General features: G+C 66.9%; 15 protein-coding genes. 4 read left to right on the top strand and 11 right to left on the bottom strand.

What is annotated here, in order from left to right; translation table 11 throughout:
- Window positions 1-2 precede the first annotated feature (2 nt).
- Entirely contained in the window at window positions 3-1,247 is a 1,245-nt protein-coding gene (gene ftsY, locus M9799_RS11520) for a signal recognition particle-docking protein FtsY (protein ID WP_231041818.1), read from the top strand.
- Here ftsY and cutA read toward each other — a convergent pair.
- Complete coding sequence (gene cutA / locus M9799_RS11515; protein WP_231041817.1) at window positions 1,244-1,570, bottom strand: divalent-cation tolerance protein CutA; 327 nt, start codon at window positions 1,568-1,570, stop codon at window positions 1,244-1,246. The two genes, ftsY and cutA, sit on opposite strands and share 4 nt — an antisense overlap.
- Window positions 1,571-1,748: 178 nt before the next feature.
- On the opposite strand from cutA, the gene rpoH reads away from it, so the two are divergent.
- Both rpoH and M9799_RS11505 read left to right on the top strand, forming a co-directional pair.
- Window positions 1,749-2,693 (top strand): RNA polymerase sigma factor RpoH, encoded by a 945-nt coding sequence (rpoH, locus tag M9799_RS11510; RefSeq protein WP_231041816.1) that lies wholly within the window; start codon window positions 1,749-1,751, stop codon window positions 2,691-2,693.
- Window positions 2,694-2,791: 98 nt separating this feature from the next.
- The gene (locus M9799_RS11505) at window positions 2,792-3,790 is read left to right on the top strand and encodes a Bug family tripartite tricarboxylate transporter substrate binding protein (protein ID WP_231041815.1); all 999 of its coding nucleotides are present in this window, start codon (window positions 2,792-2,794) and stop codon (window positions 3,788-3,790) included.
- Window positions 3,791-3,827: 37 nt separating this feature from the next.
- On the opposite strand, the gene M9799_RS11500 is transcribed toward M9799_RS11505, so the two are convergent.
- The 3 genes from M9799_RS11500 to M9799_RS11490 all read right to left on the bottom strand — a co-directional run bounded on the left by M9799_RS11500 (window position 3,828) and on the right by M9799_RS11490 (window position 6,121).
- Complete coding sequence (locus M9799_RS11500; RefSeq protein ID WP_231041814.1) at window positions 3,828-4,442, bottom strand: SCO family protein; 615 nt, start codon at window positions 4,440-4,442, stop codon at window positions 3,828-3,830.
- Between the two features lie 235 nt (window positions 4,443-4,677).
- Complete coding sequence (locus M9799_RS11495; RefSeq protein WP_231041813.1) at window positions 4,678-5,412, bottom strand: hypothetical protein; 735 nt, start codon at window positions 5,410-5,412, stop codon at window positions 4,678-4,680.
- On the bottom strand, window positions 5,360-6,121 hold the full coding sequence (locus tag M9799_RS11490) for an SURF1 family protein (protein WP_231041812.1): 762 nt from the start codon (window positions 6,119-6,121) through the stop codon (window positions 5,360-5,362). The genes M9799_RS11495 and M9799_RS11490 overlap by 53 nt, the downstream gene beginning before the upstream one ends.
- 21 nt (window positions 6,122-6,142) lie before the next feature.
- Here M9799_RS11490 and M9799_RS11485 point away from each other — a divergent pair, with 21 nt between their 5' ends.
- The gene (locus tag M9799_RS11485) at window positions 6,143-6,397 is read left to right on the top strand and encodes a twin transmembrane helix small protein (RefSeq protein WP_231041811.1); all 255 of its coding nucleotides are present in this window, start codon (window positions 6,143-6,145) and stop codon (window positions 6,395-6,397) included.
- A gap of 83 nt (window positions 6,398-6,480) precedes the next feature.
- On the opposite strand, the gene M9799_RS11480 is transcribed toward M9799_RS11485, so the two are convergent.
- The 7 genes from M9799_RS11480 to M9799_RS11450 form a co-directional block, all read right to left on the bottom strand.
- Window positions 6,481-7,362 (bottom strand): cytochrome c oxidase subunit 3, encoded by an 882-nt coding sequence (locus tag M9799_RS11480; RefSeq protein ID WP_231041810.1) that lies wholly within the window; start codon window positions 7,360-7,362, stop codon window positions 6,481-6,483.
- A gap of 43 nt (window positions 7,363-7,405) precedes the next feature.
- Window positions 7,406-7,609, bottom strand: a complete 204-nt coding sequence (locus tag M9799_RS11475) for a DUF2970 domain-containing protein (protein WP_231041809.1) — start codon at window positions 7,607-7,609, stop codon at window positions 7,406-7,408.
- Window positions 7,606-8,232 (bottom strand): cytochrome c oxidase assembly protein, encoded by a 627-nt coding sequence (locus M9799_RS11470; RefSeq protein ID WP_231041808.1) that lies wholly within the window; start codon window positions 8,230-8,232, stop codon window positions 7,606-7,608. The genes M9799_RS11475 and M9799_RS11470 overlap by 4 nt, the downstream gene beginning before the upstream one ends.
- A gap of 10 nt (window positions 8,233-8,242) precedes the next feature.
- Complete coding sequence (locus tag M9799_RS11465; RefSeq protein ID WP_231041807.1) at window positions 8,243-8,356, bottom strand: cytochrome oxidase small assembly protein; 114 nt, start codon at window positions 8,354-8,356, stop codon at window positions 8,243-8,245.
- Window positions 8,357-8,367: 11 nt separating this feature from the next.
- On the bottom strand, window positions 8,368-10,020 hold the full coding sequence (ctaD, locus tag M9799_RS11460) for a cytochrome c oxidase subunit I (RefSeq protein ID WP_231041806.1): 1,653 nt from the start codon (window positions 10,018-10,020) through the stop codon (window positions 8,368-8,370).
- Between the two features lie 29 nt (window positions 10,021-10,049).
- A complete protein-coding gene (gene coxB, locus M9799_RS11455) occupies window positions 10,050-11,219 on the bottom strand; it encodes a cytochrome c oxidase subunit II (RefSeq protein WP_231041805.1) in 1,170 nt (389 codons plus the stop codon).
- Window positions 11,220-11,661: 442 nt separating this feature from the next.
- A complete protein-coding gene (locus M9799_RS11450) occupies window positions 11,662-12,570 on the bottom strand; it encodes a class I SAM-dependent methyltransferase (RefSeq protein ID WP_231041804.1) in 909 nt (302 codons plus the stop codon).
- Window positions 12,571-12,681: the final 111 nt, after the last annotated feature.

Genomic DNA, 12,681 nt, shown 5'->3' with positions numbered 1-12,681 from the left:
CAATGTTCAGTTTTTTCAAAAAAAAGCCCCTTCCTTCCGCCGTGCCGCCTGCCGATGAGCCGGCGAGCACGCCCGCGTCCGCGCCTACCCAGCACGCACCCGTGCCGGAAATTGATCCGCAGATTATCCCGGAGTCTGCCGCCCGCGGGTCGGACGCGGCGCCAGCGTCAGGTCCGCCGGCCGCGCCGGGCGCCATGGACCGCCTGCGCCAGATGTTCGGCGCGGGCAAGCCGGCGCCGGCGCCGGCCGTTCCCGCCAGCGCAGCGCTCCCCCCTCCTGCCCCGCCCGCCGCACCCGTGCCTGTGCCTGCACCCATGCCAGTCCCCGCACCCGCGGTGCCCCCGGCGGAGCGCGCCCACTGGCTGGGCCGGCTCAAGGCCGGTCTGCGCAAGACCGGCTCCAGCATCTCCACGGTGTTCACCGGCACCAAGATCGACGAAGCGCTGTATGAAGAGCTCGAAGATGCGCTGCTGATGGCCGACACCGGCGTCAAGGCCACGCAGCATCTGCTCACCGACCTCAAGCGCCGCGTCAAGGAGACCAAGGCCACCGACCCGGCGGCCGTGAAGGAACTGCTGGCCCAGTCGCTTGCCGACCTGCTGCAGCCGCTGGAAAAGCCGCTGGTGATCGGCCAGTTCACGCCCACCGTCATCATGGTCGCGGGCGTCAACGGCGCAGGCAAGACCACCTCCATCGGCAAGCTCACCAAGCATCTGGCCGACGAAGGCGCCAGCGTGCTGCTGGCCGCGGCCGACACCTACCGCGCGGCCGCGCGCGAGCAGCTCGGCGTCTGGGCCACGCGCAATACCGTGGAGATCGTCAGCCAGCAGGGCGGCGACCCCGCGGCCGTGAGCTTCGATGCCGTGACGGCGGGCAAGGCGCGCAAGAAGGATGTGGTGCTGGTCGATACCGCGGGCCGCCTGCCCACCCAGCTGCACCTGATGGAGGAGCTCAAGAAGATCCGCCGCGTGGTCACCAAGGCCGATGCCACGGCGCCGCACGAGGTGCTGCTGGTGATCGACGGCAACACCGGCCAGAACGCGCTGGCGCAGGTGCGCGCGTTCGACGACGCGCTGCAACTGACCGGCCTGATCGTGACCAAGCTCGACGGCACCGCCAAGGGCGGCGTGCTGGCCGCGATCGCGCAGGAGCGCCCCGTTCCGGTGTACTTCATTGGCGTGGGCGAGAAGCTCGAGGACCTCGAGACCTTCAACGCCCGCGAGTTCGCGCAGGCGCTGCTCAGCTAAAGGCAGTCACGCACCCACTGCGTGTAGTCCCCCAGGCACTGCTCGGTGCGCACCAGCAGCTGCGGCACCTCGTAGGGGTGCTCGGCGCGCAGCCGCTGCATGAGCTGCGGCAGCGTGTCGGGCAGGGTCTTGAACACCACGCGCCATTCGTTCTCCTCCTGCAATGCGTGTTGCCAGAAGTAGTGGGAAGTGATGGGCTCGGTTTGCACGCAGGCCGCAAGCCGTGCCTGCAGCATGGTTACGGCCAACTGCCGTGCGTCTTCGGCACTGGCCACCGTCGTGGTGACGACGCACAGTGCGACCCAGGATGGTTCAGAGGACATGCTGGAATGTGAAGCAAAGAGGCAAACAGTCTAGATGGGCGCTGGAGCCCAACCTGGAGGCAAGGTCAGGCGCGACCTACGGATGAGGTTGGCACAGGCCGTCAATGGTTAAGGAACTTCGCCTTTAGCACTCCCTCTAATAGACTGCTAATATGAAGATATGGAAGAAAGGACTTCAATGACCTCCACATCCGCAACCGCTGCGACGACCACCCTGGCACCAGCCAACCCCTGGGCGCTGGTGCCCCCGCTGGGCAATCTGGATGCCTACATCACGGCCGTCAACCGCCTTCCCATGCTCACGCTGGAAGAGGAACAGGACTACGCCCGTCGCCTCAAGAATGACAGCGATCTGGACGCAGCCGGCCGTCTGGTGATGTCGCATCTGCGGTTGGTGGTGGCCATCTCGCGCCAATACCTGGGTTACGGCCTGCCGCATGGCGATCTGATCCAGGAGGGCAACGTCGGCCTGATGAAAGCCGTCAAGCGTTTCGACCCCGACCAGGGCGTGCGCCTGGTGAGCTACGCCATGCACTGGATCAAGGCCGAGATCCACGAATACATCCTGAAGAACTGGCGCATGGTCAAGCTGGCCACGACCAAGGCCCAGCGCAAGCTGTTCTTCAACCTGCGTTCGATGAAGCAGGGCCTGAAGGCCGACGCCGCGGCGCTGGACGAAGGCACGCACCGCGACACGCTCAGCGCGCAGCAGGTCGACACCGTCGCGAAGAAGCTCAATGTCAAGCGCGAGGAAGTCATCGAGATGGAGACCCGGATGTCGGGCGGCGACGTGCTGCTCGATCCCTCGCCCGCCGATGACGGCGAGAACGCCTTCGGCCCCATCGCCTACCTGGCCGATGGCTCGCATGAGCCTACGGCAATGATCGAGTCGCGCCAGCGCGACGCGCTGGCCACGGACGGCATCAGCCTGGCGCTGGGCGGCCTGGACGAGCGCAGCCGGCGCATCGTCGAGGAGCGCTGGCTCAAGGTCAACGACGATGGCTCGGGCGGCATGACGCTGCACGAACTCGCCGCCGTCTATGGCGTGAGCGCCGAGCGCATCCGCCAGATCGAGGCGGCCGCGATGAAGAAGATGAAAAAGACGCTGGCCGAATACGCTTGATTCTGCGGCGGAGATAATCGGCGCACTGCCCTGTCGGGCAGTGCGCTTTTTTCATGGCGCGCCAGTCACACCTACCGATAACGATCCGAGGAGTTCGCATGATTTCCAGACTGACCCGCCGCACGCTGCTGGCCTCGGCGGCCTGCGCCGTGGTGGCCGCCGCCGTTCCGGCCGTGGCCTGCGCGCAGGCAGGCGCTGCCCCCTGGCCCACGCGCCCGGTGAAGCTGATCGTCGGCTTTCCCGGCGGGTCGTCGCCCGACCTGGTCGCGCGCACGCTGGCGGAGCCGCTGGCCAGGCTGCTGGGCCAGCCGGTGGTGGTCGAGAACAAGGTCGGTGCCGGCGGCAACATCGGCGCCGAGGCAGTGGCGCATGCCACCGACGACCACACGCTGGGCCTGATGATCAATGGCAACATGACCATTGCCAAGCTGATCAACCCCAAGGCCACCTACGATCCGCTCAAGGATCTGCAGCCGGTGAGCCTGGTGGCCACCGCCCCGCTGGCATTGGCCGCGTCCGCCAATGCCCCCGGCGCCACGGCCGCAGAGTTCTTCGCGGCCGCGCGCGCCAGCGGCGACCGCTGGAGCTACGGCAGCCCCGGCATAGGTACCGTCGCGCATATCGGCATGGAACTGCTCAAGGCGCGCGCCGGCATTGCGCCGCTGCATGTGCCCTACCCCGGCAACCCGCAGGTGATCAACGGCATCATCGGCGAGCAGATCCAGCTGGCGCTGCTGCCCCCGGCCATGGCCGCGGCCCAGGCGCGCGCCGGCAAGCTGCGCGTGATCGGAGTGACTTCCACCAACCGTTCCTCGCTGGTGCCCGAATACCCGAGCCTGACCGAAGCCGGCATTGCCAACTACCAGATGGAAATCTGGAACGCGGTGGCCGCGCCGCGCTCGATGCCCCAGCCGCTGGTGCAGCGCCTGGGCACGCTGTTCAGCGAGATCGCACGCAGCCCGGACATCCGCGCCAAGCTGTTTGCCCAGGGCTGGCAGGTGGCGGGCACCTCGTCCGAAGGCCTGGCCAACCGCATCCGCACCGATGTGCAAGTGATGGGGGAGATCATCCGGAGCCAGAAGATCACGGCGCAGTGAGTTGACGCAGGCCCTTCCTCAGGGCCTGCGCCAGGGCTTACGCCTTCTCTGTCAACAACGCCTTCACATCCGCTGTCAGTACCTGCGGCCCGCTGCCATAGCGCTGATAGACGCGCAGGCGGCCCTGGGTGTCGTACACATAGCTGCCAGCCGAATGGTCGAGGGTGTAGCTTTGCGGCGTGCGGCCTTCGACCTTCTTGTAGAAGATCTTGAAATCCTTGGCCATGGCTGCCGTCTGCTCGGGCGTGCCGCGCAGCGCGACGAAGCTGGGGTCGAAGCTCTCCATATAGGCCTTGAGCACCTCGGGCTGGTCGCGCTCGGGGTCGAGCGTGACGAAGACGCCCTGCAGGCGATCGCCCTCGGCGCCCAGCTGGCGCTTGGCCTCGGCCAGCTCCTGCAGCGAGGTCGGGCAGACATCGGGGCACTGGGTGTAGCCGAAGAACACCACCACCACCTTGCCGGCGAAGTCCTTGAGCGTGCGCTGCCGGCCCTGCGCATCGGGCAGAGAGAAGTCGCGCGCGTATTCAGCGCCGGTCACGTCCACGCCCTGGAAGCTGGCCTTGGTTTCGCGGCTGCAGCCAGCCAGCACCCCCGCCATGCCGATGCCCAGCGCCGAAGCCAGCGCACCCTTCAAAAACAATCTTTTTTCCATGATCTTCAAAAACAGAGTGGTCCGCCAACGATGCGGCAAAAGGCAGGCCCGGATGGATCAGCAAAGAGCTGAAGGTCTTGCGCGCCAGGGCGTCGGGATGATGGCGCCAAGGACGCCGAAGCCCGAGCCGGTATCAAGGCTGCCACAGGTAGCGCCGGAACTCCTGCCATACGACCCGCAAACGATAACAGCGTATGGAGAAACACCTGCAGGCAGGTGAATTCCTCGCCATGCGTCACGGTTGCAGCGCTGGCCGGCCGGGCTGATCCCAGGAAGAGGACGCGCGCAGCAGCCGGTCGAGGTCGCGCTTGGCCTTGGCGGCGTTGGACCTGTCCAGCGCCGCGGGCATGCGCAGCATCCAGTTGCCCATCGGGTCCACCAGATAGAGATGGTCTTCGACGCGCTGGCCCTCGGCCGGCTGCAGCCAGGAGGCCAGGGCCTGCGCATCGACGCGCAGCACCCGGGCCTGGGCCGTGGCGGGCGCCAGCGCCGCGGGAATCTCGGCTGCGTCGTCGACCAGCCAGACCCAGTCCAGCCGTTCCTTCTCGCGCCCGAGGCCCTCGCGCAGCTGGCGCTGCAGGTAGAGGTGCTCCTCGCAGGCCGCATTGCACTGCCCGCCCGCCACGCTGACCAGCAGCCACTGGCCCTTGAGCGAAGTCAGCGCCACCGTTTCGCCGCCCAGCGTGCGTGCGGCCATCTCGGGCAGCGGGCGTTGCGGCTGGATCAGTTCGCCGAAATTGCGCCGGCCCTCGGGCCGCACCACGTAATAGGTGAAGTACGACGCAATGACCGGGGCCGCGCAGACCAGCAGCACGGCCAGCATCTGCCACCGCCCCGTCCGGGTGCGCTGCTCCGCCCCCAGGGCCGCGCCCGCCGCCGGCAGGCCATGCACGCTCAGGTCCAGCGGCTCGGCATGCTCAGGCGGACTGGTGAGGGGAATGGAAGCGTCGGAAGATTTGGAACCAGACATAGAGAACCGCCATCAGGGCACTGAGCCCGAACCATTGGAATGCGTAGCCGTGGTGCTTGCCAACGCCGGCATCGATGCGCGGCCATTGGCGCTGCAGCCCTTCGCTGTCCGCGCCGGTCTGCACGACACTGAGGGCAAGCAGCGGCAGGCCGGTCTCCCTGCGGAAAGCGGCCAGATCGAGATTCTGTCGGATGGGCGACGCTGCGGGAACCGGGTCCGCCCCGGATGCCATTTCATACAGCCGCGCGGGCGACGGTGCCAGCCGTCCGGCCACCATGACCTGGCCCGCAGGCGTCTGCACGGGCGCCAGTGCCGTGCGGTCCTGGAAATTGCGCGCGATCCAGCCGCGCTGCACCAGCACCACTGCGGGTTCCGGCCCGCCCAGCTGCAGCGGCGTGAGCACGAAAAAGCCGGGGCGGCCCTGCATCTGGCGGTTGTCCAGATAGACCGTGTGCTGTGGCAGCCAGCGGCCCTGCAACGCCACCGGCCTGTGGACCAGCTGTTCCGGCGCGGCAATGAGCGCCCGATGCAATGCCGCAGCATCGAGCGGCGCCTGCCGCCCGCGGGCTTCAATGGCCGCAGCCAGCGCCTGTTTCTGCGCCGCGCGGTCGAGCTGCCAGCGGCCCAGCGCGGCGGTGCCGGCGATGCCGACGGCCGCCGCAAGGGTGATCAGCCAGAAGCGCACACCTAGGGGCGATCCCGCTGGCATCGCGCTGCTGCTCTCCGGATAATGCTGTTCATGAAAATCTTCATTGCCTTGGCCTTTCTGGGCATTCTCGCCAGCCTGGGCAGCGCCTTGTTCTTCATGATGCGCCGCCCGCGCAACGGCTCCGAGGACAACGCCGAGGATAACCGCCGCCGCAGCCAGCACATGGCGCGCGCGCTGGCACTGCGCGTGGGGCTGTCGGTGCTGCTGTTCCTGTGCCTGCTGCTCAGCTGGAAGCTGGGGTATATACAGCCTACGGGGCTGGCGGTGGGACGCTAGCAGGCTGCAAGCGAGGGCCCGTCCATCCTTCGATCCTTCGTCAGGCTCGGGGCCGGGACGAACGGATTTTCCGCAGCCGCTGCTTACATCCAGTAGACCAGCACATAAAGCCCCAGCCACACCACATCGACGAAGTGCCAGTACCAGGCCGCGCCCTCGAAGCCGAAGTGCTTGTCCGCCGTGAAGTGGCCCTGGTGCAGCCGCAGCGTGATGAAGAACAGCATCAGCATGCCGACGAGCACATGGAAGCCGTGGAAGCCCGTGAGCATGTAGAAGGTCGAGCCGAAGATGCCCGAGGACAGCTTCAGGTTCAGGTCGGTGTAGAGGTGGTAGTACTCGTAGCCCTGCACGCACAGGAAGATGAAGCCCAGCACCACCGTGGCCCACATGAAGGCAATCGTGCGCCCGCGGTGGCTCTCGCGCAGCGCATGGTGGGCGATGGTGAGCGTGACGCCCGAAGTCAGCAGCAGCGCGGTGTTGATGGTCGGCAGCCAGAACGGGCCCACGGTCTGGAAGGGCTCGACCGTGCCGGCCGGCGAGGCCGTGGCGCCGACCGCCATGCTGGGCCAGACGGCCTTGAAGTCGGGCCAGAGCAAGGCATTCTCCAGGCCGCCGAGCGCCGGCACCGAGTGCGCGCGGCCCCACCACAGCGCGGTGAAGAACGCGCCGAACAGCATCACTTCGGAGAAGATGAACCAGCTCATGCTCCAGCGGAACGACAGGTCGATCTTGCGGCCGTACAGCCCGCCTTCGCTTTCGCGGATCGCATCGCGGAACCACTGGTAGAGCACCAGCAGCCACCAGGCCAGCCCGAAGAACAGGCTCCACTTGCCCCATGCGTGGCCGTTGACCCACTGCCCCGCGCCCAGGATCACGAAGAACAGGCCCGCCGCCGCCATGATCGGATGGCGCGATTCGCCGGGCACATAGTAGTAGGGTGTTGCGCCCTTTGCAGTTCCACTCATATCCAGCTCCTAAGGTCCTTGCATGCGCCCGCCGCCCTGCGGCTCAGACGATCCAGTTCACGATCAAGATCAGGCCCGCGACCAGCGCGACCACGGCCACCAGCCCCCCCACCACCACCTGCAGCGGGGTGATGCTCTCCACATCCTTCTGATAATCACTGCCCTTGCGCACGCCCAGCATCGCCCAGCCGACGGCGCGCGCCGTGCGCAGCCGTCCGCCCTTCTTGGGTGCCTCGTGCTCCGTCATGACGCCTGCTCCCTGGCCGGCGGCACGGGCAGCTGCGCCTGGCGCGCCGACGCCGGCGCCGGCGGAGTCTTGCCGCCGACCTCGAAGAAGGTGTACGACAGCGTGATGGTGTGCACGTCCTTCGGGATGCGCGGGTCGATCACGAAAGCCACGGGCCATTCCTTCTTCTCGCCCGGATCGAGCGTGTATTGGCTGAAGCAGAAGCACTCGAGCTTGGTGAAGTGCGCGGCCGCCTGGTGCGGCGCGTAGCTGGGGATGGCCTGCGCCGCCATGCGCCGGTTCTGCACGTTCTGGAATTCGTACTCGACCACCGTGAGCTCGCCCGGGCGCACCTTGACCGAGCGCTGGCGCGGCGCGAAATGCCAGGGCCCGCGCGCGTTGGCGTCGAACTCGACGGTGATGGTGCGGCTCGTGTCGACCTGGGTGTTGGCCGGCAGCTTCACGTTCGGCCCTGCCTGGCCGTTGCCCGGCACCTGGCGCTCGGAGATCGCCAGGATGTTGATGCCCAGCGCCTCGCAGACATGCCTGTAGATCGGGATCAGCGCATAGCCGAAGGCAAACATGCCGACCGCGATCACGGCCAGTTTGCCGACCATCTTCAGGTTTTCCTGGCGCAGTCCCATGGCGGCCCTTCTACTGCGCACCCAGCCACAGCATCTTGGCCACGAAGCCCGCCAGGAAGACGGCGGCAATCGAGGCCAGGATCAATGCCAGGCGCAGGTTCTTCTTGCGTTGTTCGGGCGTCATTGCGGGCTTTCTCAGCCAACCACGCGGGTGGCCGTGGAGTCGAGCTTGGGCGGGGTCTCGAAGGTATGGAAGGGCGCCGGCGAAGGCACCTCCCACTCCAGCCCCTCGGCCGCTTCCCAGGGGCGCTGCGGCGCGGGCACGCCCTGGCCGCGCATCGCGGGCACCACCACGAAGAGGAAGAAATACACCTGCATCAGGCCGAAGCCGAAGGCGCCGATCGAGGCCACCATGTTGAAGTCGGCAAACTGCATCGGGTAGTCGGCGTAGCGGCGCGGCATGCCGGCCAGGCCCAGGAAGTGCATCGGGAAGAAGGTGATGTTGAAGGTGATCAGCGAGCCCCAGAAATGGATGCGGCCGCGGGTTTCGGAATACATGACACCGGTCCACTTCGGCGACCAGTAGTAGTAGGCGGCAAACATCGAGAACAGCGAGCCCGCGACCAGCACGTAGTGGAAGTGGGCCACGACGTAATAGGTGTCCTGCAGCTGGATGTCGATCGGCGCCATGGCCAGGATCAGGCCGGTGAAGCCGCCCATCGTGAATACGAAGATGAAGCCCACGGCAAACAGCATCGGGGTCTCGAAGGTCATCGAGCCGCGCCACATGGTGGCCGTCCAGTTGAACACCTTCACCGCCGTGGGCACCGAGATCAGCATGGTCGCATACATGAAGAACAGCTGGCCCGTGACCGGCATGCCGGTGGTGAACATGTGATGCGCCCAGACGATGAACGACAGGATGGCGATGGAAGCGGTGGCATAGACCATCGACGCATAGCCGAACAGCCGCTTGCGCGCGAAGGCCGGCACGATCTGGCTGATGATGCCGAAGGCCGGCAGGATCATGATATAGACCTCGGGATGGCCGAAGAACCAGAAGATGTGCTGGTACATGACCGGGTCGCCGCCGCCCGCGGGGTTGAAGAAGCTGGTGCCGAAGTGGCGGTCCGTCAGCGTCATGGTGATCGCGCCGGCAAGCACCGGCATGACGGCGATCAGCAGGTAGGCGGTGATCAGCCAGGTCCAGGCGAACATCGGCATCTTCATCAGCGTCATGCCGGGCGCGCGCATGTTGAGGATGGTGACGATGATGTTGATCGCGCCCATGATGGACGAGGCGCCGAGCACGTGCATGGCGAAGATGCTGGTGTCCATGGACGGGCCCATCTGCAGCGTCAGCGGCGCATACAGCGTCCAGCCGGCCGCGGGCGCGCCGCCGGGCATGAAGAAGGAGCCGATCAGCATCGCGCCGGCCGGCACCATCAGCCAGAAGCTGAAGTTGTTCATGCGCGCGAATGCCATGTCGGAGGCGCCGATCTGCAGCGGGATCATCCAGTTCGCGAAGCCGACGAAGGCCGGCATGATCGCGCCGAACACCATGATCAGCCCGTGCATCGTGGTCAGCTGGTTGAACAGTTCGGGGTTCACCAGCTGCAGGCCGGGCTGGAACAGCTCGGCGCGGATCAGCAGCGCCAGCATGCCCCCCACCATCAGCATGGTGAAGGCAAACAGCAGATAGAGCGTGCCGATGTCCTTGTGGTTGGTGGCGTAGAGCCAGCGGCGCCAGCCGGTGGGCAGCGCATGGTGGTGGTCGTGATGCCCGTCGTGGCCCGCGTGGTCCGGATGTCCCGCCACCGGCCCGTGATTGTCGATAACTGCGCTCATCTTCGGTTCCTCGGTACGTTGGGGCCGGCTCACTTGCCGCGCTCGGCGACGATTTCGGAAGGCTGCACCAGCTGGCCGGTCTGGTTCGACCAGGCGTTCTTGGTGAAGGTGGCGACGGCGGCGAGGTCGGTGTCGCTCAGCTGCTTCCACGAGGGCATCGCGCCGTTGGCCGCGCCGTGCAGCAGGATCTGGATCTGCGGCGTGTGATCGGTGTTGAGCACCACGGCCGAGCCGTCGAGCGGCTTGATGGGCCCGGCGCCCTTGCCGTTGGCCTGATGGCAGGCCGCGCAATTGGCTGCGTACACCTTCTCGCCGCGCGCCTGCAGCGGCGCGAGCTCCCAGACCTTGGCAGGATCGTCGAGCTTGGCGGCAGCCGCCTTGCGCTGTTCATCGACCCACTGCGTGTATTGCTCGGGCTCGACCACCTTCACGTGGATCGGCATGTACGCATGCTCCTTGCCGCACAGCTCGGCGCACTGGCCGTAGTAGTCGCCGGCCTTCTCGGCACGGAACCAGGTGTCGCGCACGAAGCCCGGAATGGCATCTTGCTTGATGCCGAAGGCCGGCACCATGAAGGAGTGGATCACGTCGTTGGCGGTAGTGATGACGCGCACCTTCTTGCCGACCGGCACGACCATCGGCTGGTCGACCTTGAACAGGTAGTCGGCCGGGGCATTGGTCACGTTGCCGCTGTCGGACATCGCGCGGTGGCTGCTGTCGAGCGTGGAGATGAAACCCAGGCCCTCGCCCTCGCCGTTGAGGTAGTCGTAGCCCCATTTCCACTGGTAGCCCGTGACCTTGATGGTCAGGTCGGCGTTGGTGGTGTCCTTCTGCGCCACCAGCACCTTGGTGGCCGGCAGCGCGATGGCGATGACGATCAGGAAGGGCACCACGGTCCAGGCGACTTCGATGGTGACCGACTCGTGGAAGTTCGCGGCCTTGGCGCCGCGCGACTTGCGGTGCTTCCAGATCGAATAGAACATGACCCCGAACACGCCGACGAAGATCAGCGTGCAGATGACCAGCATCATCCAGTGCAGGAAGTGCTGCTCCTGCGCGATGCGCGTGACGCCCAGGGGCAGGTTGAGCTGGTTCACGGCCGGCCCGCCCGGCAGATCCTGGACCGCATGGACCGCGGCCGCCATGCCGCTGCCCGCCATCGCCACGAATGCCTTCAGCCTGGAGGAAATGCTTTTCATGTTTCTCACTTGGATCTAAGCCTCTGGTTGTCCAATGGGCGCGTGCCGCGCGCAGCGCCAGCCCGGCCAGGAAGGCAGGCGTTCAGAAAAGGGAAATACGGCACGCTGCAGGCCGGTGCCAAAAAAGACCGGTCGCGCCGCCACCGCGCTGCCGAGGCGGCAACGGGAGTGCACCGTTTCAGACGATAACCATTGCATGCGCGGGCCGGTCGCCCAGCGACCCGCTGGCCCGATCCCGTGGCAAAGCGAAACACCAATTTTCTTCTCCCATCGTGGCGGCAACGCCGAGGGTCCTTCCCTGCCTTGAAGTGAGGACCGCAGGGAAAGTGCTTTGGCGCGGACCCGCGCGCAAGTTGCGCGCGCGGGACCCACGCTTATGTGCCATAGCAAAAATTGTATGTCGGCCAGCGGCCAAAGCGATGGGCGGAAAACGCGATTCGGACTAGCGCAAACCCGGGTTGCGCCCACCCTTGAGCATCGTGCGCATGTCTTGCAGCGAGACCGCGCTGCTCTCGCTCACGCGCAGCCGCGGGGCGGGCTTGTAGGCATGGCCGTAGACGATCTCGAAAGTCAGCGCCAACTGACCTCCGTGCGCGGGCGATGCCAGGCGCTGCCGCAACGCCTCCTCGAGCTGGCGGCGCCACTGGCGCCCGCGCAGGGCTGGAAAGCGCGCCGGATGCAGGTTGCAGCCGAGCTCGCGCAGTTCCTGCAGCAGGCGCTCGGGCGTGGCAAAGGTCAGCGTGATGTGCTCCATGTCCATGACCGGCTCGGAGAACCCGGCCTGCACCAGCATGTCGCCCCAGTCGTGCATGTCGGTGAACGCATGCCCGGGCACGGGCCAGCCGAGCTCGGCATAGAGCGCGTGCAGCTCGCGCAGGGTGTCGGGCCCGAGGCACGAGAACATCACATAGCCGTCGACGGCCAGCGCCTGGTGCCACTGGCCGATCAGCTGCTGCGGATCGGCCGCGGTATGCAGCGCCATGTTGGCCCAGAGCATGTCGACGCTGCCGGGCTGCGGCGGGCCGAACTGCGCCGCGCCGCCCAGCCAGCGCGCCGGCTGCCACCAGCGCTGGCCCAGCTGCTCGCGCGCCACGGCCGCGCGCCGCGCCACGCCTTCATGCACCTGCACGCCGGCCTGGGGATAGCGCGCGGCCAGCAGCCCGTGGGCCTGCAGCCCGCCGCGCACCGGCTCCCAGTGGCACCAGCGCTTGGGCGCCTGCACGATCCACTCCAGCCGCTGCTCCATGCGCCGCGCGATCTCCTCGTGCAGCCAGGGCGACAGCGGCGGCGCGGCCTGGCGCCAGCGTTCGGCGGCAACGGGATCGATGGTGGGAGGAAGCAGATCGGGCATACGGACAACCAGGGCGGACGACGAACGGAATATTGCGCGGGGCGGCATGCCCCTGCCGCCATTGGGCCACAGCGCGAGAAAACGCGCCGCGCGCGCGGCGCCCGACCTATA

The sequence above is a fragment of the Comamonas endophytica genome, from assembly GCF_023634805.2.
GTDB lineage: Bacteria > Pseudomonadota > Gammaproteobacteria > Burkholderiales > Burkholderiaceae_C > Comamonas > Comamonas endophytica.
Note: the sequence above shows the minus strand (reverse complement) of the source record. Positions and strands in the feature narration are given on the sequence as shown.

Bases quoted from the DNA above. Each gene is read 5' to 3' on its own strand.
- ftsY (WP_231041818.1), top strand. From the start codon at position 3: ATGTTCAGTTTTTTCAAAAAAAAGCCCCTTCCTTCCGCCGTGCCGCCT.
- cutA (WP_231041817.1), bottom strand. From the start codon at position 1,570: ATGTCCTCTGAACCATCCTGGGTCGCACTGTGCGTCGTCACCACGACG.
- rpoH (WP_231041816.1), top strand. From the start codon at position 1,749: ATGACCTCCACATCCGCAACCGCTGCGACGACCACCCTGGCACCAGCC.
- M9799_RS11505 (WP_231041815.1), top strand. From the start codon at position 2,792: ATGATTTCCAGACTGACCCGCCGCACGCTGCTGGCCTCGGCGGCCTGC.
- M9799_RS11500 (WP_231041814.1), bottom strand. From the start codon at position 4,442: ATGGAAAAAAGATTGTTTTTGAAGGGTGCGCTGGCTTCGGCGCTGGGC.
- M9799_RS11495 (WP_231041813.1), bottom strand. From the start codon at position 5,412: ATGTCTGGTTCCAAATCTTCCGACGCTTCCATTCCCCTCACCAGTCCG.
- M9799_RS11490 (WP_231041812.1), bottom strand. From the start codon at position 6,121: ATGCCAGCGGGATCGCCCCTAGGTGTGCGCTTCTGGCTGATCACCCTT.
- M9799_RS11485 (WP_231041811.1), top strand. From the start codon at position 6,143: ATGCTGTTCATGAAAATCTTCATTGCCTTGGCCTTTCTGGGCATTCTC.
- M9799_RS11480 (WP_231041810.1), bottom strand. From the start codon at position 7,362: ATGAGTGGAACTGCAAAGGGCGCAACACCCTACTACTATGTGCCCGGC.
- M9799_RS11475 (WP_231041809.1), bottom strand. From the start codon at position 7,609: ATGACGGAGCACGAGGCACCCAAGAAGGGCGGACGGCTGCGCACGGCG.
- M9799_RS11470 (WP_231041808.1), bottom strand. From the start codon at position 8,232: ATGGGACTGCGCCAGGAAAACCTGAAGATGGTCGGCAAACTGGCCGTG.
- M9799_RS11465 (WP_231041807.1), bottom strand. From the start codon at position 8,356: ATGACGCCCGAACAACGCAAGAAGAACCTGCGCCTGGCATTGATCCTG.
- ctaD (WP_231041806.1), bottom strand. From the start codon at position 10,020: ATGAGCGCAGTTATCGACAATCACGGGCCGGTGGCGGGACATCCGGAC.
- coxB (WP_231041805.1), bottom strand. From the start codon at position 11,219: ATGAAAAGCATTTCCTCCAGGCTGAAGGCATTCGTGGCGATGGCGGGC.
- M9799_RS11450 (WP_231041804.1), bottom strand. From the start codon at position 12,570: ATGCCCGATCTGCTTCCTCCCACCATCGATCCCGTTGCCGCCGAACGC.